The 22,693-nt window shown below is 62.0% G+C and carries 17 protein-coding genes; 9 read left to right on the top strand and 8 right to left on the bottom strand.

Features of this window, described 5'->3' with window-relative positions:
- Positions 1–173 precede the first annotated feature (173 nt).
- Together LPJGGPFB_RS07390 and LPJGGPFB_RS07385 are read right to left on the bottom strand one after the other, a co-directional pair.
- A complete protein-coding gene (locus LPJGGPFB_RS07390; protein WP_173419395.1) occupies positions 174–1,085 on the bottom strand; it encodes a diacylglycerol/lipid kinase family protein in 912 nt (303 codons plus the stop codon).
- A 153-nt stretch (positions 1,086–1,238) separates the two neighbouring features.
- Complete coding sequence (locus tag LPJGGPFB_RS07385; RefSeq protein WP_053246850.1) at positions 1,239–1,706, bottom strand: Lrp/AsnC family transcriptional regulator; 468 nt, start codon at positions 1,704–1,706, stop codon at positions 1,239–1,241.
- 150 nt (positions 1,707–1,856) lie between these two features.
- Between LPJGGPFB_RS07385 and LPJGGPFB_RS07380 the strand changes: the two genes are divergently transcribed.
- Positions 1,857–2,768: a DMT family transporter gene (locus tag LPJGGPFB_RS07380; protein WP_173419394.1), complete on the top strand. Its 912-nt coding sequence runs from the start codon at positions 1,857–1,859 to the stop codon at positions 2,766–2,768.
- 69 nt (positions 2,769–2,837) lie between these two features.
- Here the strand turns inward: LPJGGPFB_RS07380 and LPJGGPFB_RS07375 are convergent, their stop codons facing one another.
- The 3 genes from LPJGGPFB_RS07375 to LPJGGPFB_RS07365 form a co-directional block, all read right to left on the bottom strand.
- A complete protein-coding gene (locus LPJGGPFB_RS07375) occupies positions 2,838–3,725 on the bottom strand; it encodes an ABC transporter permease (protein ID WP_173419393.1) in 888 nt (295 codons plus the stop codon).
- A gap of 118 nt (positions 3,726–3,843) precedes the next feature.
- Positions 3,844–4,842: an ABC transporter substrate-binding protein gene (locus LPJGGPFB_RS07370; protein ID WP_173419392.1), complete on the bottom strand. Its 999-nt coding sequence runs from the start codon at positions 4,840–4,842 to the stop codon at positions 3,844–3,846.
- Positions 4,843–5,105: 263 nt separating this feature from the next.
- Positions 5,106–5,678 (bottom strand): CGNR zinc finger domain-containing protein, encoded by a 573-nt coding sequence (locus LPJGGPFB_RS07365; protein WP_173419391.1) that lies wholly within the window; start codon positions 5,676–5,678, stop codon positions 5,106–5,108.
- A gap of 95 nt (positions 5,679–5,773) precedes the next feature.
- On the opposite strand from LPJGGPFB_RS07365, the gene LPJGGPFB_RS07360 reads away from it, so the two are divergent.
- Positions 5,774–6,673, top strand: coding sequence for an alpha/beta fold hydrolase (locus tag LPJGGPFB_RS07360; RefSeq protein WP_210264365.1), 900 nt, complete (start codon positions 5,774–5,776; stop codon positions 6,671–6,673).
- An 89-nt stretch (positions 6,674–6,762) separates the two neighbouring features.
- Here LPJGGPFB_RS07360 and LPJGGPFB_RS07355 read toward each other — a convergent pair whose 3' ends face one another.
- Positions 6,763–8,427, bottom strand: a complete 1,665-nt coding sequence (locus LPJGGPFB_RS07355; RefSeq protein ID WP_173419389.1) for an electron transfer flavoprotein-ubiquinone oxidoreductase — start codon at positions 8,425–8,427, stop codon at positions 6,763–6,765.
- Between the two features lie 482 nt (positions 8,428–8,909).
- Here LPJGGPFB_RS07355 and LPJGGPFB_RS07350 point away from each other — a divergent pair, with 482 nt between their 5' ends.
- From LPJGGPFB_RS07350 to LPJGGPFB_RS07330, 5 genes are all read left to right on the top strand, one after another.
- A complete protein-coding gene (locus LPJGGPFB_RS07350) occupies positions 8,910–10,208 on the top strand; it encodes an Hsp70 family protein (protein WP_173419388.1) in 1,299 nt (432 codons plus the stop codon).
- 41 nt (positions 10,209–10,249) lie between these two features.
- A complete protein-coding gene (locus LPJGGPFB_RS07345) occupies positions 10,250–11,143 on the top strand; it encodes a uracil-DNA glycosylase (RefSeq protein ID WP_173419387.1) in 894 nt (297 codons plus the stop codon).
- A gap of 142 nt (positions 11,144–11,285) precedes the next feature.
- On the top strand, positions 11,286–11,462 hold the full coding sequence (locus LPJGGPFB_RS07340; RefSeq protein WP_112807130.1) for a hypothetical protein: 177 nt from the start codon (positions 11,286–11,288) through the stop codon (positions 11,460–11,462).
- 64 nt (positions 11,463–11,526) lie between these two features.
- Positions 11,527–11,682: a hypothetical protein gene (locus tag LPJGGPFB_RS07335; RefSeq protein ID WP_173419386.1), complete on the top strand. Its 156-nt coding sequence runs from the start codon at positions 11,527–11,529 to the stop codon at positions 11,680–11,682.
- A 210-nt stretch (positions 11,683–11,892) separates the two neighbouring features.
- Positions 11,893–13,185, top strand: coding sequence for an MFS transporter (locus tag LPJGGPFB_RS07330; RefSeq protein ID WP_173419385.1), 1,293 nt, complete (start codon positions 11,893–11,895; stop codon positions 13,183–13,185).
- A 10-nt stretch (positions 13,186–13,195) separates the two neighbouring features.
- Here the strand turns inward: LPJGGPFB_RS07330 and LPJGGPFB_RS07325 are convergent, their stop codons facing one another.
- Positions 13,196–14,134, bottom strand: coding sequence for a DMT family transporter (locus LPJGGPFB_RS07325; protein ID WP_173419384.1), 939 nt, complete (start codon positions 14,132–14,134; stop codon positions 13,196–13,198).
- 421 nt (positions 14,135–14,555) lie between these two features.
- On the opposite strand from LPJGGPFB_RS07325, the gene pepN reads away from it, so the two are divergent.
- Positions 14,556–17,204 (top strand): aminopeptidase N, encoded by a 2,649-nt coding sequence (gene pepN, locus LPJGGPFB_RS07320; protein ID WP_173419383.1) that lies wholly within the window; start codon positions 14,556–14,558, stop codon positions 17,202–17,204.
- Between the two features lie 184 nt (positions 17,205–17,388).
- Positions 17,389–19,749, top strand: a complete 2,361-nt coding sequence (locus LPJGGPFB_RS07315) for a PAS domain-containing sensor histidine kinase (protein WP_173419382.1) — start codon at positions 17,389–17,391, stop codon at positions 19,747–19,749.
- Here the strand turns inward: LPJGGPFB_RS07315 and LPJGGPFB_RS07310 are convergent.
- Complete coding sequence (locus tag LPJGGPFB_RS07310; RefSeq protein ID WP_173419381.1) at positions 19,728–22,685, bottom strand: bifunctional [glutamine synthetase] adenylyltransferase/[glutamine synthetase]-adenylyl-L-tyrosine phosphorylase; 2,958 nt, start codon at positions 22,683–22,685, stop codon at positions 19,728–19,730. The genes LPJGGPFB_RS07315 and LPJGGPFB_RS07310 overlap by 22 nt on opposite strands.
- Between the last annotated feature and the right edge of the window lie 8 nt (positions 22,686–22,693).

Raw genomic sequence — 22,693 nt, 5'->3', positions numbered from 1 at the left:
CTGCATCGTGTCCGCGACAGCGGACGCGATGCATGGCAAATGGAAGTTGGCGCCGGCCAATTGCTCCCGCGCCATACGGCAAGGACGAGAACGACGACAGCATCGGCTGCCTCAGGTGCGTCGGCCGAGCCCCGGAGCGATGGATTGGCCCGGGGTCACGGACCGGCCCAGGCTTAAGAACCAGGCCTATCGGCACCGACGAGCAATTTCAGTTCGCCCGGATGGATCCTTAGAGCGACGTCCCGCCCCATCGGCAGAAGTTCGCCATCAATCACGCAATTGATCTTCCGATCAACCTTGGGGAAATGCAGATCCAGCGCATGGCCGCTCATTTCCGTAATCACGGGATTGTCGCGAAACTTGCCACGCAGCACGTCGAGCGCCAGCTTGGCAACGCCGGGCGGGCTGAGAGGCGGCGCAGTGTAGAAACCGAGGTGGCCGGCCGTCACATCGTCCGCATACATCAGCGTATCGCGCCCGAACGGATTGTTCGACACGGACACCGCCGAGACGTGGCGGCTTTCATGATGGCCATCCACGTCGAACTCGATCTCGAAATCCGGCGGATTGAGGATGACCCCGACGGCAGCGCGCGTGCTGGCCGTAATCTTGCCCAGCCGCGATCGAAAGCTGAACGACTCACGATAACGCACCATGCGCGCGTGCAGCCCCATCGAAAACTGGTGCACGAAGGCGCGGCCGTCGGCGCTGCCGATGTCGCCATCGATGATCGTGCCCTGCGCCAGAACCTCCGGCGCCTTCCAGATATCGAGCGGCAATTTCAGTGTGCGCGCAAAAAGGTTCATCGTCCCGGCCGGGACGACGCCAAGCGGCATGCCGGTTTTCCAGGCTACACCGGCGGCTGCCGAAATCGTGCCATCGCCGCCACCAGCGACGATCGCGTCGAGATCGTCGCGCCTGCAGGTCTTTTCGAGTGCCTGCTGCATCTCGGCACCCGAGACGGTCGCGATCTCGATCTGGTGGCCGGCGTCGCGAAAGATTGCCTCAACCTTGCTGCCATAGGCCGTCATGTCCGTCGTTCGGAAGGTTCCACCGTCCCGATTGAAGATCGCTTTGATTTTCATGAAAGGCTTACTGGCTCCATTGCCGTGACACGGGGGCGGCCACCGCGATGAGATAAGCGCAATCGGCGCCGTTTCCAGTGCCTTACAAAAACTTAACCTGCCGCCTGCGGGAGATGGGAGCCCGGTTTCGCTATCGCCGACCTGCTTTCAGCCCTACTCCGGCAGCTTCAGCGGGCCGCCCGTCTTAATCGAGCGGATGGCGAAATTGGAGCGAATGTCCGTCACGCCGGGCATCGCCAGCAACGTCTCCGTCAGCAAAGTCTCATAGGCCGATAGGTCCTCGACGACGACTTCAGCCAGGAAATCGGCATTTCCTGAAATCAGGAAGCAGGATACGACCTCGGGAATGGCAAGCAGTGCCTCCTGCTGACGCTGGGCATTCTCGCGGCTGTGCTGGCCGACCTTGATCTCCACGAAAACGGTCAGCCCAAGCCCCACCTCCTTGCGGTCGATGTCAGCCCGATAGCCACGCAGGATGCCAGATTTCTCCAGATTTCGGATACGCCGCAGGCAAGGAGACGGCGACAGATTGACACGTTCGGCAATCTCCACGTTCGTTGCCCGCGCATCCTCCTGTAGGATCTTGAGAATCGCGAGATCGAATTTATCCAGATTTGGCATAGCTGACGTTCCAATGAGGCCATTTTGGCACATGATTGCGCACCATAGGCCATTTCGAGCATAAATCGCAAGGACATGCCTTGCCCATTGGCAGTAATCTTCTTCCCAACCCCGATAACGACGGGCATCCAATTCGGGAAGGAAAATCAGATGGTTGCGCTCACACTCGATCGCGGCACCACCGCACCCGTCGCCACCGGCTATGCCGGCGCCTTCATCACCGTGCTGATCTGGGCCGGGTGGATTCTTGCGACACGACACACCGCCGGCACCGCGCTCGGCACGATAGACCTTGGCCTTATCCGCTACGGCATTCCAGCACTGGTCCTCACACCGGTGTGGCTGAAGACCGGGTTGCTACCGGCCAAGCTGCCGGCGCTCCTGCTCATCCTGATGGTCGCGGGCTCCGGCGCGCTGTTCTTCCAGGTCGCAGCCTTTGCCATTCATGCCACACCCGCATCTTCGGTCGGCGTGCTGCTCGGGGGCTCGATGCCGCTGGCAACGGCACTGATCGGCATTACCGTTTTCGGTGAGCGGCCCGACCGCATGCGTATCGCCGGTTTTGCCGCGATCGTCGCCGGCGTCGCCCTCCTGCTTGCCCGCAGCCTTGTCGGCACCACCGGCACCGGCTGGGCCGGCTACGCGCTGCTCCCGGCTGCAGCCACGCTCTGGGCAATCTATACCCACGCCTTCCGGCGTTCCGGCCTCAGCCCGCTCGAAGGCAGCGCACTGATTGCGGTCTGGTCGTTCCTCATCCACCTGCTGCTTGCCGGCATCTTCGGCAGCACGCTTGTCAGCGTTCCATTGAAGGAGATCGCCTTGCAGATCACCAGCCAGGGCCTTCTCTCGGGCCTCGTCGCCATGGTTGCCTATGGTGTCGCGGTCCGCAGCCTCGGCGGAACCCAGGCCGCCGCCTTCACGGCACTGACGCCGGTGTTGGCGATGATCGGCGGTGCCGTCCTTCTCGGCGAAGAGATCGGCCCATTCGAGATCGTTGCCGCGATCATCACGGCAGCCGGCGTCGCGCTCTCGACCGGCATCCTTTCACCGCGCAAGCCGTAAAGGGTCGGAACGAAAAATGGCCCGGAAGCGACAGCTTCCGGGCCACTTTGTTTGTTGGCGCCGTCATTTTCAGCCGTGAACGATCTCGCGATGCTTCTGAAGCCGGTGGCCGTAGGCCTGACTGACGCGGTCGAAGATGATCGCGATACCGACGATGGCCAGGCCGTTGAAAATGCCGAGCGTGAAATACTGGTTGGCGATCGCCTTCAGCACCGGCTGCCCAAGCCCCTGAACCCCGATCATCGAAGCGATGACCACCATGGCCAGCGCCATCATGATCGTCTGGTTGATACCGGCCATGATCGTCGGTAGCGCCAAGGGCATCTGCACGTTCTTCAGTTTCTGCCAGCCGGAAGAGCCGAACGCATCGGCCGCCTCCAGCACATCCTTATCGACGAGGCGAATGCCGAGGTTGGTCAACCGGATCATCGGCGGGATCGCGTAGATAACAACGGCAATCAGCCCCGGCACCTTTCCGATGCCGAGCAGCATGACTACCGGGATCAGATAGACGAAGCTCGGCATGGTCTGCATCACGTCGAGGATCGGATTGACCACATTCTGGACGCGGTCAGAGCGCGACATGACGATGCCGAGCGGTATGCCGATGGCGATCGACAGCACGGTACAGACGAAGATCATCGAGATCGTCTTCATCGTATCGTCCCACATGTCGAAATAGCCGATGAGCAGCAGCGTGCCGACGCAGCCAGCGACGATCTTCCAGTTCCGGCTGGCAAACCAGGCGAGAGCAGCAATCAGCAGGATGATGATCGGCCAGGGCGTGCGCGTCATAAAGCGCTCCGACTGGATCAGAAAGAACTGTAACGGCTCGAAGAACGCTTCAATGCCGTCGCCATAGGCGCGCGTGAAGGTGCGAAACCCCTCGTCGATCGCCTTTTTCAATGCCCGCAGGCGGTCGTCATCCATATGTGGAAATTGGGTCAACCATTCCATTTCATTCCCCTTCACTCTTCCACGGTGGCGACCTTGTTTTTGTTTTGCGTCCACCAACCATCAACCAAAGGGCGGCGCACGGAACAGTGCGCCGCCCGATTTCATCAGTCGATGGCAATCAAAGCGCGGCCTTGACCTTCTCGGCAATGTCAGGGGAGACCCAGGTGGTCCAGATATCAGGGTTTTCCTGGAGGAAGTGCTTTGCACCTTCCTCGCCGCTTGCCTGGTTGTCGGTCATCCAGGCCATCAGCTTATTGACGGTGTCGTTGGTCCAGGCGCGCTTGTTCAAGTAGTCCATGGCCGGACCGGCGCGATCGGCAAAGGTCTTGGTTACCAGCGTCTGGACCTTGTCCTTCGGCCAGTCGTTCTTCTTCGGATCCGGGCAATCGGCAACCGTGTTGCAGCGTTTCCATTCCGCAGCATCAGCCTCGACGCCGTGGCCGAGCTTCACCATCTCGTACTTGCCGAGAAGTGCCGTCGGTGCCCAGTAGTAGCCGACCCAACCCTGCTTGCGCTCGTAGGCCTTGGCAATCGAGCCATCGAGGCCCGCAGCCGAGCCGGTATCGACCAGCGTGAAGCCGGCCGCCTCGCCGCCATAGGCCTTGTAGAGCTGGGTCGTGACAACCGTGCCGCCCCATCCTTGCGGGCCATTGAAGACGGCGCCCTTGCTGGCGTCTTCCGGATCAGGGAAGAGATCCTTGTGCTTCAACACATCGTCGATCGTCTTGATATCGGGGTTGGCGTCGACGACATATTTCGGCACCCACCAGCCCTGCACCGCGCCATCGGAAAGCGCCACGGCGGCACCGACCAGCTTGCCTTCTTCAAGGCCGCGATTGACAACATCAGGCAGCAGATCCACCCAGCCTTCCGGCGCAATGTCGGGCTGGCCCTTTTCGATCATCGAGGTGATCGTCGGCACGGTATCGCCGACGACAAGCTCGGCGTTGCAGCCATAGCCTTCCGTCAGAATGATCTTGTCGACACTCGCCAGAACCTCGGCGCTCTGCCAGTTCATGTTGGCGATCGTCACGTCGCCGCATTCGGCTGCCGAGGCCGTGCCGGCAAGGCCAAGAAGGCCGGCGGCCAGGCAAGTCGTTGCAAGAAGCTTGTTCATTTCTGTTCCCTCTGTTCTGGCGGTACGTCCCGTCGGACGACTGATCTCACCGCAGTGATCGGCCGCGTGTCAACAGGCTCCGGTCCAACGCAAAAACAACAGGGACCGAATGGCCTGCAGATCCGTCGACGCGCTTGGCACGACAACGACACCTCCAGGCTATAGGGTCTTTCCGGCAAGGACTTTCCCATTTGCGTCAACGATTGCCTTTCCTAATGTTCCCGCCGTTGCCGGCGCATGGGGGAAGGAAAGACCACGTCCGATCAGGACGACTTGCTGCGCTTGTAGTAGCGCGACACGCGGACCCGGTTTCCGCAGCGGGCGGCCGAGCACCAGCGCCGACGGGCATTGTTGCCGACGAACAGCATGACGCAGTCATCGGCCTCGCATTTGCGGATGAGCCCGGCATCCGGCCCCGCCAGCAACAGGGCGGCATCCTCCGCCAGGAAACCTGCCAGCTGGACGCCTGATTTTCCCGCCCTTTCGCTTTTGACCGCAGGTGCATCCCTCCAATCCAGCCGCCGCGTCACCGGCGCTGCAGCCATAGCCGCATTGAGGCCGGCGACATCGCCTGCCGCCACATCCCGACCTTCCATCAGGCTTCTGACTGCCGAGGCCACGTGGTCGCGCACGGCATGCACCAGAGCCAGTTCTTCAACGGAAAGCCTGCCGGAAACCAAGAGAGAGGCGTCCTGCAACCGACCCGCCTGCTGCTCTACCCACGCGGCAAGCCCATCCGCATCGCCGATAAGGTCAACGGGCCCTTCCCCGGTCAACGGACGCGTGTTGATCAGGTCCAGCGCGAGGGGCTCTCCAACGAAAGGGATCAATTCCATGTCATGCTCATTTATCTAATGCATATTTTTGATATTGACACATTAGATTCTCCAGCGCAATTCTAATGCATAAACATTGGAAACAGGAGTGTGATATGAGTGCGATCAGCGTCCCCGCCATTCGACACCGCTTTGCGGTCGTTGACGGCGTCAAGATCTTCTACCGGGAAAGTGTGCCGGGCGATGCGGATGCGCCGACGCTGCTCCTGCTGCACGGGTTTCCCTCATCCTCGCATCAATACCGCCGACTGATGGACGCGATTGGCGGCCATTATCGCCTGATTGCACCTGATTATCCGGGCTTCGGCCACAGCGACGCGCCCACTTCGACGAACGAAGGAGGCGAGTTCCTCTACAGCTTCGATCGCCTCGCCGACCTGATCGAAGGTTTTGTCGAGGCCCTGTCGCTCAGGCACTTCTTTCTCTACGCCTTCGATTTCGGCGCCCCAGTCGGCTTCCGGTTGGCAAGGCGCCGTCCAGAACTGATTGACGGGCTGATCGTCCAGAACGGCAATGCGTACCGGGAGGGTCTTTCAGACACAGCCCGTGACTTCATCGCGCTCGCGCCCGGAGACGAAGGCGCTACAGAACAGGTGCGGCAGTTGCTGACGCTGGAGATGACGCGGGCGCAATATGAAGGCGGCACATCCGACCCGGAACTGGTCGCCCCTGATGGGTGGACGATGGATCAGCATTTCCTTGACCGGCCGGATCGCCGCCAGCCGCAGATCGATCTCGCTTTCGACTACAAGAGCAATCTGACGCGCTATCCGGAATGGCAGCAATGGCTGCGCGACGCGCGTCCGCCTGTTCTCATCACTTGGGGGCGCAACGATCCGTTCTTCACCGAGGCCGGCGCTCGCGCCTTCCTGGCCGACGTTCCGGAAGCGGAGCTTCATCTGTTCGATACGGGCCATTTCGCCCTCGATGAACGCCTGCCCGAGATCGCACCGCTGATCGCCGAGTTCGTCGATCGGATATCGGCGCGCAATTGACATGAAAAAGGCGCCGGGCAAGTGCGCGGCGCCTCCAGATGCTTGCTGTTCGGAGGTTGAGTTTTGCGCAGTCGCGCGAAAACCCATCCTTACATGTTGGGATAGACCGGTCCTTCGCCACCCTGCGGCGGCACCCAGTTGATGTTCTGGTTCGGGTCCTTGATGTCGCAGGTCTTGCAGTGCACGCAGTTCTGCGCGTTGATGACGAAGACCGGTTTGCCGTCCTTCTCCACCCATTCATAGACCCCGGCGGGACAGTAGCGCGTCGACGGCCCGGCAAAGACGTCGAGCTCCGAGGTCTTCTGCAGTTCCGGGTTCTTCACCTGCAGATGGATCGGCTGGTCTTCCTCGTGGTTGGTGTTCGACAGGAACACCGAGGACAGACGATCGAAGGTCAAGACGCCATCGGGCTTCGGGTAATCGATCTTCGTGTGCTTTGCAGCCGGCTCGAGGCTCTGCGCATCGGTCTTGCCGTGCTTCAGCGTGCCGAAAAGCGACAGACCGAACAGCTGGTTGGTCCACATGTCGAGACCGCCGAGCGCCACGCCGATCGCCGTGCCGAACTTCGACCACAGCGGCTTGACGTTCCTGACCCGCTTCAGATCCTTGCCGATGTCGGTCTGGCGCCATTCGTTCTCGATCTCGACCGGCTCGTCATTGGCCCTGCCCGACGCGATCGCTTCGGCCAGCTTGTCGGCCGCCAGCATGCCCGAGAGCACCGCATTGTGGCTGCCCTTGATGCGCGGCACGTTGACGAGGCCGGCCGAACAGCCGATCAGAGCGCCGCCCGGGAACGACAGCTTCGGCACCGACTGGTAGCCGCCCTCGGTGATGGCGCGAGCGCCGTACGACAGGCGCTTGCCGCCCTCGAAGGTGCCGCGGATGGCCGGATGGGTCTTGAACCGCTGGAACTCCTCGAACGGGAAGAGATAGGGGTTCTTGTAGTTGAGGTGCACGACGAAACCGACGGCGACCATGTTGTCTTCGAGATGGTAGAGGAACGAGCCGCCACCGGTCTTCATGCCGAGCGGCCAGCCGAACGAGTGCTGCACCAGGCCGGGCTTGTGGTTCTCGGGCTTGACCTGCCAGAGTTCCTTGAGGCCAATGCCGAATTTCGGCACGTCGCGGTCTTTGGAGAGATCGAATTTCGAAATCAGCTGCTTGGCCAGCGAACCGCGCACGCCCTCGCCGATCAGCGTGTACTTGCCAAGGAGCGCCATGCCGCGGGCAAAGTTCGGGCCAGGCTCGCCATTCCTCTCGATGCCCATGTCACCGGTGGCAACGCCGATGACGGCGCCTTCATCGTTATAGAGAACTTCGGTTGCGGCAAAGCCCGGATAGATCTCGACGCCGAGCGCTTCGGCGTGACCGGCAAGCCAGCGACAGACATTGCCGAGCGAGACGATGTAGTTGCCGTGATTGTTCATCAGCGGCGGCATGGCGAAGTTCGGCAGGCGGATCGAGCCCGCGGGGCCGAGCAGCAGGAAGTGATCGTCCTTGACTTCAGTCTTGAACGGATGATCCGCCTCGTCGCGCCAACCCGGCAGCAGCCGGTCGATGCCGATGGGATCGACCACGGCGCCCGACAGGATATGCGCGCCGACTTCGGCGCCCTTTTCCAGAACCACCACGGAAAGCTCAGGATTGATCTGCTTCAGCCGGATCGCGGCTGAAAGACCCGCAGGCCCCGCGCCGACGATCACCACGTCGAACTCCATGCTCTCGCGCTCGGGTAGCTCTTGTCGCTCGCTCATTCCGTCTCTCCAGTCCCGCCGGTCTTCTGCCAGCTCAGTTCCCAGGCCATATCATCTCGTCATGGCAAATGCAGTTTGGCTTGTCGAGCCGGGATGCGACAGACGATGCCCGCTTTTGCGCATGAGGTCATGAGTTTAGCACAAATGTCTATATGACGTGAACGTAAACGTAAATATGTCATTTCGCCGCTGTCATTGTGGGCTGCCGGGCTTGCAGCCTTGCTTTTGCCGAATAGCCATGTCACGAGGCCGGTCATTCGACATTCCGGCGGAAGACGCCGGCAATCCCATCCGCAACCGGCATTTCGGCAAGGCGCCCACGGCGCCGGAACGGCATGCCTTTCGCTGCATTCCAGGTGTCGCCGACCTCCCCGGCACGAGCCTAGAAAGCGGTGTGCGGAACAAAGCCGTGTCGCCTTGCGCAGCCCTGGACAGGGCATGGCGCAACGACACCAAAGACATAGGACGTCAGGAGACATCACATGGCCAGAGCACTGGGCTTCGATTTCGGCACCACCAACTCGGTCCTCGCTGTTTCGGCAGGCGACACCACCCATTCGATGAATTTCGACAGCCTGGCGGGCAGCACCGACGCCATGCGCACGGCACTCTCCTTCATGAAGGATCCGAACCTCGGCGCGTCAGCGTTGAAGGTGGAAGCAGGACAGGCGGCCATCCGCTCGTTCATCGACAATCCCGGCGACTGTCGTTTCCTGCAGTCGATCAAGACCTTCGCCGCCAGCCCACTGTTCCAGGGCACGCAGATCTATGCCAAGCGCCACAGCTTCGAAGACCTGATGCGGGTGTTCCTGACCAAGCTGAAGGACTATGCCGGCGACGATTGGATGAGCCAATATAGCCGCATCGTCGTCGGCAGACCCGTCCGTTTCGCCGGTTCCAGCCCCGATCCGGCATTGGCACTCGAGCGCTACAGCGCTGCCCTTTCGGAATTCGGCTTCCCCGAAATCCACTATGTCTACGAGCCGGTGGCGGCGGCATTCTACTTCGCCCAGAACCTCAAGCGCGACGCGACCGTGCTGGTTGCCGACTTCGGCGGCGGCACCACCGACTATTCGCTGATCCGTTTCGAGACCAAGGCGGGGCGCCTGACGGCGACGCCGATCGGTCACTCGGGCGTCGGCATCGCCGGCGATCATTTCGACTTCCGCATCATCGACAATGTGATCTCGCCGCTGATCGGAAAGGGGAGTCTGTTCAAGAGCTTCGACAAGCTGCTTGAAGTCCCGTCGAACTACTATGCGAATTTCGGCCGCTGGAATCAGCTTTCCATCTTCAAGACCTTGAAAGACTTCACGGAACTGAAGAAGCTGGTGCGCCAGAGCCTGGAGCCGGAAAAACTCGAGGCCTTCGTCGACCTGATCGAGCATGACGAGGGTTACCCGCTCTACCAGGCGATCTCCGCAACGAAGATGCGCCTGTCGCAAGAGGAAGAGACGGAGTTCTATTTCTCGCCGCTCGGCGAGATGTCTCGCCGCACCGTGCGCCGCGCCGACTTCGAAGGCTGGATTGCGCCCGAGCTTGCCCGCATCGAGGAAGCGCTCGACGAGGTCCTGACGACAACGGAGACGCCGCCCGCAAGCATCGACAAGGTGTTTCTCACCGGCGGCACCTCCTTCGTGCCGGCGGTGCGCAACCTGTTCGAGCGGCGCTTCGAAAAGGACCGGATCGAAAGTGGCGGCGAATTGCTGTCGATCGCCCACGGTCTGGCGCTGATCGGCGAACATGACGATATCGGCCACTGGACCGCGAATGCGGCATGAAGCCATTGGACCGACTTTTCTGACGTGCTAGGTTGGCGCCCATGATCTCTGCCGACACCCTCTCCCCCGGCCAACTCGCCGCCCTGCTCGCCTTCCATGCGGACGCGGGTGTCGAGTGGCTCATGGAGGAGGAGCCTGTCGATCGCTTCGCCGAGTTCGAGGCGATGAAGGCGGCGCGTTCGGAGCAGCGCCAGCAAGCAGGCGCAAGCCAGCCCGCAGCCCGCTCGGAGGCAGCGCCTGCGACGCGACAGCAGGCAAGCCCGGCCGCCAATCAGGCCCGTGAAACGCGCGCTCCGGCCCCCGCCGTCAACGCCCCGGCGGTCGCCATCCCCGACGCCCAGGCCGTCAAGGAGGCGCAGTTTGCCGCCGATTCGGCACGCTCGCTTGCCGAGCTGCGCCTCGCCATGGAAGGCTTCGTCGGCTGCAATCTCAGAAACAGCGCCCGCAATCTCGTCTTTGCCGAAGGCGACACGTCAAATGGCGTCATGATCGTCGGCCCCATGCCCTATGCGGACGACGATCGCGACGGCCAGCCTTTCTCAGGAAGGCTCGGCGACATGCTCAACCGCATGCTGGCCGGAATCGGGCTGTCGCGCGAAAACGTTCTTCTCAGCAATGTCGTGCCGTGGCGACCGCCGGGCAACCGCGTGCCGACCGCGCGCGAAGCCGACATCTGCCGCCCCTTCATCGAGCGCCAGGTTGCGCTCGCCGAGCCCAAGCACCTGTTGCTGCTCGGCAATTTCACGGCGCGCTTCTTTTTCGGCGGCAGCGACACAATCCACCAGCTGCGCGGCGAATGGCGCGACCTGCAAATGGGCGGGCACACCGTCCCGACCCTCGCTACCCTGCACCCGCAGGACCTGGTGTCAGCGCCGATCAACAAGCGCTTCGCCTGGCAGGATATGCTGGCCTTCAAGGCTCGCATCAGCGGCTGACCGCCGCCTGTCCTTTTCATGAACAAAGTGTGAAGAAAGCCATGCGGTTTGCGCATATCTGTGCGGCGTTCTGATGCATTGCAAAATCCATGCTGCAGCGCAATATATCGGAACGGGAGGAATGGAATAAGGAACAAGAACCATGACTGCCCGCTTTCGCCCGATCCACAGCAGCTTTGAGACGCTCCGTCATACGGGCGCTGCTCTGCGGACGCCGTTCAACCGTTTCGGCACGGCAGCCAACGAGCAGATGACTGCAATCGGCCTTGCCCGGACCACCCGTCCGTCGCAACTTTTCGCCGACTTCATTCAGCGTTGATCGCTACGCGGTGCGCCGAGGCGTGCCGCCCTAATGAGACGACGATAAGACAAGGAACACGATCATGACCAAGCCCATCGCAAGCCTCAGGGTCCTGTTCGATTCGATCGCCGATATCGGCACAGCCGTTCGTGCCTCGCGCGAATACACCGCGCTCAGCACCACCAAGGATGCCCGCCGCGCTCATCGCTCGGCGATCAGCCCGCTGCTGCCGAACTGACAATGCCCGACGACGGACAGTTACCGTCTTTTTGCTATCGGCTGTCGCAATCGACAGCGCCTTGAAAACTGGATACAGCCACACTCGTTTCGAGTTTGAAGCGATCGGTTCATCCGGCATCACCGCCTGACTGCCCTCGCTCCACGTCGCGCCTTCGTTGCCAGCCATCCGGTTGGTCAACTCGGCGCGTATTTGTTTTCAGGAGCGCCGATGCTGGCCAGTCTCGCTTCCGTCCTCAGCCTGATGCTGTCCACCCTGTTGATGATGGTGGCCTTCGGGCTTCAGAGCTATGTCATCCCGGTTCGATCCGTCGCCGAGAACTGGTCGACGCTGACTGTCTCGGTCATCGCCACCGGCTACACGGTCGGCTTCACGCTCTCCTGCATCGTCACGCCGAAATTCGTGCTGCGCGTCGGCCATGTCCGCGTCTTCACGGCACTGATCACCCTGCTTTCGATCGCCATCCTGCTTTGCGGGCTCGTCGTCGACTGGCGCCTGTGGATCGTCTTTCGCGCCATATCCGGCTTTGCCATTTCCGGCAGCTATCTCGTCATCGAAAGCTGGCTCAACGAAAGGGTGACCAACGAGAACCGCGGCATGCTGTTCTCGCTCTACCTCATCACCACGATGGTCGGCACCATCGGCGGGCAATACATGGTGCCGCTCGGAGACCCGACCAACACGTCGCTCTTCATCCTGTGCGGCGTGCTGTTCTCTTTGGCGCTGCTGCCGACGGCGCTCTCCTCCTCTCCCATGCCGGCACCGCCGGCACAGGCGCGGTTCGATATTCCCGGACTGTTTCGCCGCTCTCCCGTGGCCGTGGTCGGCGGCTTTCTCGCCGGCGCACTTTCGGGCGCCTGGCTCAATCTCGGCGGCGTGTTTACCCAGAAGATCGGCCTCTCGACGGCTGAAGGCGCAACCCTGCTTGCCTCGCTCCTGACCGGCAGCGCCATTTCGCAGATCCCGATCGGCCGCGCCTCGGATCGCATCGACCGGCGCATCGTCATGGCCGGCTGCGGTATCGTCGGGGTTATCTCCTGCCTGGTCATGTCTGCCTCCATCGGCAGCAGCCCGACGGTGCTCTATGTGATTGCTGCCTTCGTCGGCTCGGTGCTGTTCCCGATCTATGCGCTCAACGTCGCGCATGCCAACGACCTCGCCAAACCGGACGAGTATGTCGAGATCTCCTCAGGCCTGATGATCACCTACGGCCTTGGCACGATCTCCGGCCCGCTCATGGTCGGGCCCGTGATGGACCGCTTCGGGCCGGCGGCACTGTTCATCGTGCTTGCCGTCTACTTCGCTCTCTATGGAGGTTACGCCGCCTGGCGCATCCTGCGGCGCGGCCAGCACGAGGGACTGGTCGCCAAGACCGACTTCCAGGCGACCACGGTGCTGCCGACACCGGGACCCGACGTCACAAGCGCGACCGCCCAGCAAGCATCGCAGGAGAGGCTGATCGAGGACGACACGGTGCCGGCCTGGGAGCGCCAGCCAGAGTAAATCCGGGATGTCAGCCCTGCGGCGTGACGTGCTTGCGGGCGCCCTTGCGCTCCAACCCGAGACGGTGTTCGCGAAAGATGATGAAGATGCCGGCGCCGACGACGATGGCAGTGCCGATCAGCATCGTGCCCGTCGGAATGTCCTCGAACAGAAAATAGCCGATGATCAGGCCGAGCACGATCGACGTGTATTCGAACGGCGCAATCGTCGACATGTCGGCGTGGCGGTAGCTTTCGGTCAACAGGATCTGCGCCACGCCGCCGCAAAAACCGGCGACCATCAGTAAGAGGAACGCTTCCTGCGAGATGCTTGGCCAGCCGAACGGCAGGGTGGCCAGCGAAAAGACCGAGGCCGAGAGCGAGAAGTAGAGCACGATCGTGTGGGTGCGCTCGGCCTTCACCAGCTTGCGCACCAGCACCATGGCAATCGCGCCGAGGGCCGCCGAAAGCAGCACCGCTGCCGCTCCGAGCGCCTCGGACGACCCCAGACCACCTTCACGAAACAGCGTCAGCCGCGGCCAGGTGATGATCATGACGCCGACCAGGCCGATGGCGACAGCAGACCAGCGGTAGAGGCGGACGGTCTCGCCGAGAAAGATCGCGGCAAAGGCAACGGCGATCAGCGGCATCGCATAGCCGATGGCGATGGCTTCCGGGAGCGGCAAATGCACAAGACCATAAAAGCCGAAGCTCATTGCCAGGATACCGACGAAGCCGCGCGCGATGTGGCCACCCAGGTCTTTCGTCTTGAATGCATCGCGCACATTGCCGCGAAAGGCGAGATAACCGAGGATCGGCACCATGGCGAAAGCGGATCGATAGAAGGTGATCTGGCCAGTGGCGATATCGGTTCCCGCCGCCTTGATCAGGGTCGACATGCAAACGAAAATGACGACCGAAAGGACCTTGAGCAGGATCCCTTTCATCGGGTTTTCGACTTCGGCATCCATGGAAAGCACTTCTCGGGCCTGCGCGGACAAGGACCGCAGCGGCGACAGTTTGGGAGATTTGGGTGAGAAGCTCACCGGAGAACCATGTCACTGTAGCCGTGCTGCCCGCGAAAGTCGGATCAAACTTCTTGATGACTTGTGTTTTTTCTTGATGAATTCGCAGTCGTCGCGCCGGCCGCAAAGATTTCTTTAGCGAGGTCGAAAAAAACCTTTCCGGTTTATTTCTTGTTAGTGCCACTTCGATACACGTCAAAGCGATAAGGGAGCGGGAAGAATACCGGACGCCATGTCTTTTCTGCCGGAAGTGCGGTCGCCGGCATCACAATCGTGTGGCATATCCGGCTTTTCGCCCTTTGGCCTTTTCACCATCACAAGCGCCCTCTACAAATCCACCAGTAGCAAGGCGCGAGCGGGACTGACCATGCGGACAAATACTGGCCAGATCATTCATCTGGAAGACTACCGGCCGACCGACTTCGTTCTTGAAAGAGTGGATCTGACCTTCGAACTAGACCCGAAGGAAACGAAGGTCGAAGCGCGGCTGATCCTGCATCGGCGGGAAGGCGTCGACGCATCGGCGCCCCTGGTGCTCGACGGCGACGAACTCGTCATGACCGGCCTGCTGCTCGACCAGGAAGTACTCGCAGCCACGCTCTACGACGTGACCGACGACACGCTGACCATCCGTGGCCTGCCCGAGGCCGCCCCGTTCGAAGTCACCATCACCACGTTGCTCTCGCCCGAGACCAACACCAAGCTGATGGGTCTCTACCGCACCAACAGAGTCTATTGCACGCAGTGCGAGGCGGAAGGCTTCCGCCGCATCACCTATTTCCCGGATCGCCCTGATGTTCTCGCCGTCTATACGGTCAACATCATCGCCGACAAGAAGTCCGCGCCGCTGCTGCTTTCCAACGGTAACTATCTCGGCGGCGCCGACATGGGCGATGGCCGGCACTTCGCCGCCTGGTTCGATCCGCATCCGAAGCCCAGCTATCTCTTTGCGCTGGTTGCCGGCGACCTTGGCGTAGTCGAGGACACGTTCACCACCCTGTCTGGCCGAGAGGTCGCGCTGAAGATCTACGTCGAACACGGCAAGGAGCCGCGCGCATCCTACGCGATGGACGCGCTGAAGCGCTCGATGAAGTGGGACGAAGAGGCCTTCGGCCGCGAATACGATCTGGACATCTTCATGATCGTCGCCGTCTCCGACTTCAACATGGGCGCCATGGAGAACAAGGGGCTCAACGTCTTCAACGACAAATACGTTTTGGCCGACCCGGAAACAGCGACCGACGCCGATTACGCCAACATCGAAGCGATCATCGCACACGAATACTTCCACAACTGGACCGGCAACCGCATCACCTGCCGCGACTGGTTCCAGCTCTGCCTCAAGGAAGGCCTGACGGTATATCGCGACCACGAGTTTTCTGCCGACATGCGCTCGCGCGCCGTCAAGCGCATCGCCGAAGTCCGGCACCTGAAATCGGAACAGTTCCCCGAGGATGCGGGCCCCCTCGCCCACCCGGTCCGGCCGACGAAGTATCGCGAAATCAACAATTTTTACACGACGACCGTCTATGAGAAGGGCTCCGAAGTCACCCGGATGATCGCGACCATTCTCGGTCGCGACCTGTTCACGAAGGGCATGGATCTCTATTTCGAGCGCCACGACGGCCAGGCTGTGACGATCGAGGATTTCATCGCCTGCTTCGCTGAAGTCAGCGGCCGCGATCTCAGCCAGTTCTCGCTCTGGTACCATCAGGCAGGCACACCGCTGGTGACGGCCTCCGGCGCCTATGACGCGGCAAAACAGACCTTCACACTGTCGCTCGAACAGACCGTGCCGGCGACGCCTGGGCAAAGTGCCAAGGAGCCGATGCACATTCCGCTGCGCATGGGCCTGCTGCTCGAGGACGGTGCGGAAGCGGACCTTTCGAGCGTAACTGGCGCGGATATCACTGGCGACGTGCTCCACCTCACCGAGCGCAAGCAGACTGTGGTGTTCTCCGGTATCACCTCGCGCCCGGTTCCATCGTTCAACCGGGGCTTTTCTGCCCCGATCAACCTGCATATCGAGCAGTCCGACGACGATCTGGCGCTGATCGCCCGGCATGAGAGCGATCTGTTCGCCCGTTGGCAGGCGCTCAACGCCATTGCGCTTGCCAATCTGGTATCAGCGACAGCCGACGTTCGTGCTGGCAAATCCGTCACTGTCGAAAGAGCCCTCATCGATGGCCTTATCGGCGCGGCCGCCGACGACACTCTTGAGCCGGCATTCCGGTCGCAGGCGCTGTCGCTGCCAAGCGAAGCCGACATCGCCCGCGAGATCGGCGCCGACAACGATCCAGACGCCATCCATGCCGCCCGGCAGCAGGTCCTCAAGGCGATCGCCGTTGCCGGACGCGAAACCTTCCTTCGGCTCGCGGACGAAATGGCGTCGAAGGCTGCCTTCAGCCCGGATGCGGAAAGTGCCGGACGCCGCGCTCTGCGCAACGCCGCCCTCACCTATCTCGTCCATGGCGAAGACAATCCGGCGCGGGCGGCGGAAGCCTTTGCAGCCGCCGACAACATGACCGACCTCAGCCATGCCCTGGCGCTGCTGGCGCACCGGTTCCCGGATGCGCCCGAGGCGGCTCAGGCACTTGCGACCTTCCGCAAGCGATTTGCCGACAACGCGCTCGTCATCGACAAGTGGTTCGCCGTTCAGGCGACGATCCCGGGCGCCGGCACGCTCGATCGCATCAAGACCCTGATGACGGAGCCGCTTTTCAACGGTAACAATCCGAACCGCGTGCGGTCGCTGATCGGCAGCTACGCCTTCGCCAATCCGACAGGTTTCAACCGCGCCGATGGCGAGGGGTATCGTTTCCTCGCCAAGCAGATCCTAGACATCGATCCGCGCAATCCGCAACTCGCAGCGCGCATCCTGACCTCGATGCGCTCCTGGCGCTCGCTCGAAGACGTGCGCGCCGGTCACGCCCGCAATGCGTTGAAGGAAATTGTAAGCGCGACCAAGCTTTCAGCCGATGTCAGCGACATCGTCGAGCGCATGCTCAAGGCCTGAAAAGCCTGGGAAAAACAGCCGTTATCGAAAGGCCGGGCCGCTTGGGCGACCCGGCCTATTATTTTCCAACGATAAGAAATGGTTAAGAAATCTTTACCCTTTCCTCTGGACAAGGCGAATCGCCCTGTGATTCATTGAGTCAGATTCGGGCGAGCGGCGCGCCGAATCATCAGAGGGTTTCACATTGGGTAAGATGGCGGACGCGCGACCAGCGAGCGCAGCCGACGGGCGGTTGCGACTCAGGTTTCCAGGCTTTGCCGGCCTGGAAAGCGAGTTCATCTCGCAGGCGAAGATTTTCGCCGAGCCGACGTCGCAGCGTCTGGCGAGCGCGGAGCCTATTCTCAAGCGTTCCATCCCGATCCTCATCATCGCATTCCTAATTATCGTCGCGGTTTCGCGCATGTCCGGCATCATGGACGAACACAGCAGGATGGAGGACAGCTCGCGCCAGACCGTCGGTCTCGCAGCCGCCACCGCTGTCGCAGCGTTTCAGGCCGACGGCATGACGCTGTTTGACGAGGGCCGCCGTTGGGACGCTGAGCAGCGCCTGACCCAGTACTTGCCCACCACCATGCTCGATCCGGGCACGTTCCTTTTGACTGTGCGCAAGGATGGCCGGATCTTCGCCAGCACGCCGGATGGCGTGCCGCTGATCGGCCGGACACTTGCCTCGGTGGCACCAGATATCGCCACGCTGCAGTATTACGGCGAACATTCCAGCATCATGAAGACGGCCATCGACGGCATCGACCATATCGTCGCCTTGGCGCAGCTGCCGGAAGCGGCCGGCGTCATCCTGGCAGCAACGCCGGTGACCCAGCTGGAAACGGCGTGGCGCGACGAGGTGTCGCTTAATGTGACACTGTTTGCCGGCATTTCGGCGATCCTGCTGGTGGTCCTTTATGCCTACTACATCCAGGCCAAACGGGCCCGCGACGCCGACTCGGTGTTTGTCGAATCGAACCTGCGGGTAGAGACCGCGCTATCGCGCGGCCGCTGCGGCCTCTGGGATTTCGACCTTGCCAACCGACGGCTGTTCTGGTCGCGGTCGATGTACGAAATGCTGGGCATGCCCGGCGAAAGCAGCGTGTTGTCCTTCGGCGACGCCGCACGGCTGATGCATCCCGATGATCGCGGGATCTATGGCGTTGCCCGCACGATCGCCCGCGGCGATGCACGCCAGATCGACCAGGTGTTCCGCATGCGCCATGCGGACGGCCACTATGTCTGGCTGCGCGCCCGCGCCGAGATCATCCGCACCGTTTCCGGCCGCGCCCATCTCATCGGCATCGCCATGGACGTCACCGAACAGCATCGCCTGGCCCAGCGTTACGCGGAAGCTGACCAGCGCCTGGCCGATGCGATCGAATGCACGTCCGAAGCCTTCGTTCTCTGGGACAAGCAGGACCGGCTGGTCATGTGCAACACGCACTACCAGGAAGCCTACAAGCTGCCGGACCACGTGCTGGTGCCGGGCACGGAACGCATCGCCGTTCACGCGGCGGCAGCCCGTCCGGTGGTTGAGCGCCGCATCGCTGATCCGGACCGGAGCAACCACTCGCAAACAACGGAAGTGCAGCTCGCCGACGAGCGCTGGCTGCAGATCAACGAACGGCGCACGCGCGACGGCGGCCTCGTTTCTGTCGGCACCGACATCACGCTTCTGAAGCGGCACCAGGTGCGGCTGCGCGAATCCGAGCGCCGGCTGATGGCGACCATCGGCGATCTCTCAGCCTCGCGCATGACGCTGGAAAGGCAGAAGACGGAGCTTTCGATCGCCAACGCCAACTACCAGGCGGAGAAGGAACGCGCCGAGGCAGCAAACCGCGCCAAGTCGGAATTCCTGGCCAACATGTCCCATGAGCTGAGGACCCCGCTCAACGCCATTCTCGGCTTTTCGGAGATCCTGCAGACCCAGATGTTCGGGCCGCTCGGCTCCGAGAAGTACGATGAGTACTCGCGCGACATCCACGAGAGCGGCAAACACCTCCTGAACGTGATCAACGACATCCTGGACATGTCGAAGATCGAGGCGGGCCATATGCGCATCAGCCGCGAGACGATCGATCTCGCACCGCTGATCGAGGAGACGATCCGCTTCACCACGATCCCGGCGCAGCAGAAGAACATCCATGTGGTGCAGCATATCGCTTCGGGCCTGACCGTGGTCGCGGATCGTCGGGCGATGAAGCAGGTGCTGCTCAACCTCCTGTCGAACGCGGTCAAGTTCACCAATGAAGGCGGGCGCATTTCGTTGCGCGCCCGCAAGGTCACCGGGGCGGTGACGCTGACGATCGCAGACTCCGGCATCGGCATCCCGCGCGACGCCCTGCAGAAGATCGGCCAGCCCTTCGAGCAGGTGCAAAGCCAGTATGCCAAGAGCAAGGGCGGCTCCGGCCTCGGGCTTGCCATCTCCCGCTCGTTGACGCGCCTTCACGGCGGAACGATGAAGATCCATTCCGCCGAGAACGTCGGCACGATCATTTCTCTGCGCATGCCCGATCGCGAAAGCGACCCGCAGCCCTATCCCGAAACCACAGACTGAAAAATTCGCCTGACGGCCTTCGACAGCCGCTTGATATCGGCCTCCAGCGTCTTCAGGTCGGGATAGTCTCCGGCACGGCAGACGAGGTCGACGAGACCGGCCGGCGCCTCCTTCGGGTCGAACTCTCCCTCGATGCACAGCCGCACGATCTGCGACAGCTCGGTGAAGAGGCCCAGCGCTTCTATCGTGGTATCGACATCGTTCGGATTCATCATCGCACCACCAAGCACCCTCAAGGCATCGGCCGTATGGGCGCCGGCTTCAAGCGGTGGCACGCCCTTGGTGGGTGCAATCAGCGCCAAGTATTGCGCGATGAACTCGATATCGACAAGACCGCCGGGGATCAGCTTGAAATCCCAGATGTCGTTTGGCGGCTTCTCGCTGTCGATCATCTCGCGCATCGAGATCACGTCGGCGCTGACTTTGGCAACATCGCGCTTCTGGCCGAGCACTTCGGCGAAGATGGCGTCGGCTTGCGCCTTCAGGCTGTCGTCACCGCAGATACAGCGCGCCCGCGTCAACGCCAGATGCTCCCAGGTCCAGGCTTCTTCGCGCTGATACTTGGCAAAGGCATTGATGCGGGTGGCGACCGGCCCCTTGTTGCCGGATGGCCGGAGCCGCATGTCGACCTCATAGAGCACACCTTCGGCGGTCGGCGCCGAGAGGGCTGCGATCAGGCGCTGGGTCAGCCGGGTGAAATAGCGCATCGGATCGAGCGGCTTGCCGCCGTCCGATTCCGTGGCAGCGTCGTCATAGTCGTAGAGCAGGATCAGATCGACGTCAGAGCCCGCCGTCAGCTCGTGGCTGCCGAGCTTGCCCATGCCGACGACAACAATGCGCCCGCCCGGAAAATCGCCGTGGACCGAACGCACCTCTGCCAGCACCGCGTCCACCGCCGCAGCGATGATCAGGTCGGCAAGATCGGTAAAGGCCCGGCCCGCCTGCGCACCAGAGATGGAGCCCGTCAACAGGCGAATTCCGATCAGGAAACGCTGTTCAGCAGCGATGATGCGCAGCCGGTCGAGCACTTCTTCATAGTGACGGGCGCCGGAAACGAAGTTGGCGATGCGCGGCGCCAGATAGTCCCTGGTCGGCAACTCCGCCAGGAGGCCGGGATCGAGCATGCCGTCGAACACATGTGGCCGCGCCGCGATGATCTCGGCCAGCCGCGGCGCAGACGACATGATGTTGACGATCAGCGACAGGAGCCGCGGATTGTTGCCGAGCAGTGAAAACAGCTGGATGCCGGCTGGCAGACCGGAAATGAAGTGATCGAAACGCAAGAGTGCTTCGTCGGCGCGCCGGCTCTCGCCGAAAACGCGCAGGAGCTGTGGCGTCAGTTCCGTCAGACGCTCGCGCGCTTCCACCGACTGCGTCGCGCGGTAGCGGCCGTAATGCCAGGTGCGGATCGTGTGCGAGATGTCGGAGGGCCGCTGGAAACCGAGCTTCCTCAGGGTCTCGAGCGTATCGGGATCGTCACGCTGGCCGGTGAAGACCAGATTGCCGGTCTCGCTCGAAAGCTTCGCCTCCTGCTCGAAGAGCTGGGCGTAGCGTCGCTCGACGGTACGCAGGACCTTTGACAGGTCCTTTGAAAAGCTGGCCGTGTCCTCGAAACCGAGCATGAAGGCGATGCGCTTCAGCTCCGCCTCTGTCTCCGGTAACACATGGGTCTGTTCGTCGCGCACCATCTGGATCCGGTGTTCGACATCGCGCAGGAACCAGTAGGCCTCGACCAGTTCATCTGCCGTCGTCTCGTCGATCCAGCCGGCCTTGACCAGCGCGCGCAGCATCGGCTCGGTTGCCTTCAGCCGCAGATCGGGCATGCGCCCGCCGGCGATCAGTTGCTGCGTCTGAACGAAGAACTCGATCTCGCGGATGCCGCCGCGACCGAGCTTGATATTGTGCCCCTTGACCGCAATCTCGCCGTGGCCCTTGTGCGCGTGGATCTGCCGCTTGATTGAATGGATGTCGGCAATTGCCGCATAGTCGAGGTACTTGCGGAAAACGAACGGCGTCAGTTCTTTCAAGAATGCATCGCCAGCAGCGATGTCACCGGCAACGGGACGCGCCTTGATGAAGGCGGCGCGCTCCCAGTTCTGCCCCCTGCCCTCGTAATAGAGCATGGCCGCCTCGACGGGGATCGCGAGTGGAGTCGAGCCGGGATCCGGACGCAGCCGCAAATCTGTGCGAAAGACGTAGCCGTCGCCGGTGCGCTCCTGGAGGATGCGGATGAGGCGTCGCAGCAGCCGGCCGAAGGTCTCGGACGCGTCGTCGCGATCGACGACGATGCCGGACTGCGGATCGTAGAACACCACGAGATCGATGTCGGAGGAATAATTGAGCTCAAAGGCGCCGAGCTTGCCCATGCCGAGAACGACGACGCCGGAACCTTCGCTGGGGGCAGTCACATCCTTGAGTGCAAGCTTTCCCGCCTGGTGGCCGCTCAGCAGCAGATGGTCGATCGTGGCAGAAACCGCAGCACCGGCAAATTCGCTCAGCCAGCGCGTCGTCTCGCGACCGTCGAAGTGTCGGGAGAGATCAGCCAGCGCCACGGCAAAAGCAAGCTCGCGCTTGGCCTTTCGAAGTCGCGTCATGACCTCGGTGTCGGGGAGCGCCACGCCCGGCTCTGCCGGCGCCCAGGCGTCTCGCGCTCGCCGAACCCTTTCGGCAAGAAATTGCGGCAGCGGTTCGGTCAAGATCTGTTCGAGTATGCCGGGCTGACTGCCACCGGTGTCGCGCAGGAACGGCGACAGGGCAAAGGCAGAGACGACGAAAGCCTTGAACGGCGTTTCGGATGCCAGCAGGCGGCTGATCCGATCATGGCCCTTGGCCATGTCCTTCAGTACCGACAGCGCGGATTTGGCGTCGGCCTGGCTCGCCGGTTTGATCGGCGCCGTCTCCATGCCCCACCAGTGCGCTGCCATCGTATCCTGCATGCCGTTTT

This window comes from Ensifer adhaerens (assembly GCF_013283195.1).
GTDB classification, from domain to species: Bacteria; Pseudomonadota; Alphaproteobacteria; order Rhizobiales; family Rhizobiaceae; genus Ensifer; species Ensifer adhaerens_G.
This window is presented reverse-complemented; position numbering and strand designations above follow the sequence as displayed.

Excerpts from the sequence above, each read along its gene's own strand:
- LPJGGPFB_RS07390 (WP_173419395.1), bottom strand. The coding sequence starts at position 1,085 with ATGAAAATCAAAGCGATCTTCAATCGGGACGGTGGAACCTTCCGAACG.
- LPJGGPFB_RS07385 (WP_053246850.1), bottom strand. The coding sequence starts at position 1,706 with ATGCCAAATCTGGATAAATTCGATCTCGCGATTCTCAAGATCCTACAG.
- LPJGGPFB_RS07380 (WP_173419394.1), top strand. The coding sequence starts at position 1,857 with ATGGTTGCGCTCACACTCGATCGCGGCACCACCGCACCCGTCGCCACC.
- LPJGGPFB_RS07375 (WP_173419393.1), bottom strand. The coding sequence starts at position 3,725 with ATGGAATGGTTGACCCAATTTCCACATATGGATGACGACCGCCTGCGG.
- LPJGGPFB_RS07370 (WP_173419392.1), bottom strand. The coding sequence starts at position 4,842 with ATGAACAAGCTTCTTGCAACGACTTGCCTGGCCGCCGGCCTTCTTGGC.
- LPJGGPFB_RS07365 (WP_173419391.1), bottom strand. The coding sequence starts at position 5,678 with ATGGAATTGATCCCTTTCGTTGGAGAGCCCCTCGCGCTGGACCTGATC.
- LPJGGPFB_RS07360 (WP_210264365.1), top strand. The coding sequence starts at position 5,774 with ATGAGTGCGATCAGCGTCCCCGCCATTCGACACCGCTTTGCGGTCGTT.
- LPJGGPFB_RS07355 (WP_173419389.1), bottom strand. The coding sequence starts at position 8,427 with ATGAGCGAGCGACAAGAGCTACCCGAGCGCGAGAGCATGGAGTTCGAC.
- LPJGGPFB_RS07350 (WP_173419388.1), top strand. The coding sequence starts at position 8,910 with ATGGCCAGAGCACTGGGCTTCGATTTCGGCACCACCAACTCGGTCCTC.
- LPJGGPFB_RS07345 (WP_173419387.1), top strand. The coding sequence starts at position 10,250 with ATGATCTCTGCCGACACCCTCTCCCCCGGCCAACTCGCCGCCCTGCTC.
- LPJGGPFB_RS07340 (WP_112807130.1), top strand. The coding sequence starts at position 11,286 with ATGACTGCCCGCTTTCGCCCGATCCACAGCAGCTTTGAGACGCTCCGT.
- LPJGGPFB_RS07335 (WP_173419386.1), top strand. The coding sequence starts at position 11,527 with ATGACCAAGCCCATCGCAAGCCTCAGGGTCCTGTTCGATTCGATCGCC.
- LPJGGPFB_RS07330 (WP_173419385.1), top strand. The coding sequence starts at position 11,893 with ATGCTGGCCAGTCTCGCTTCCGTCCTCAGCCTGATGCTGTCCACCCTG.
- LPJGGPFB_RS07325 (WP_173419384.1), bottom strand. The coding sequence starts at position 14,134 with ATGGATGCCGAAGTCGAAAACCCGATGAAAGGGATCCTGCTCAAGGTC.
- pepN (WP_173419383.1), top strand. The coding sequence starts at position 14,556 with ATGCGGACAAATACTGGCCAGATCATTCATCTGGAAGACTACCGGCCG.
- LPJGGPFB_RS07310 (WP_173419381.1), bottom strand. The coding sequence starts at position 22,685 with ATGCAGGATACGATGGCAGCGCACTGGTGGGGCATGGAGACGGCGCCG.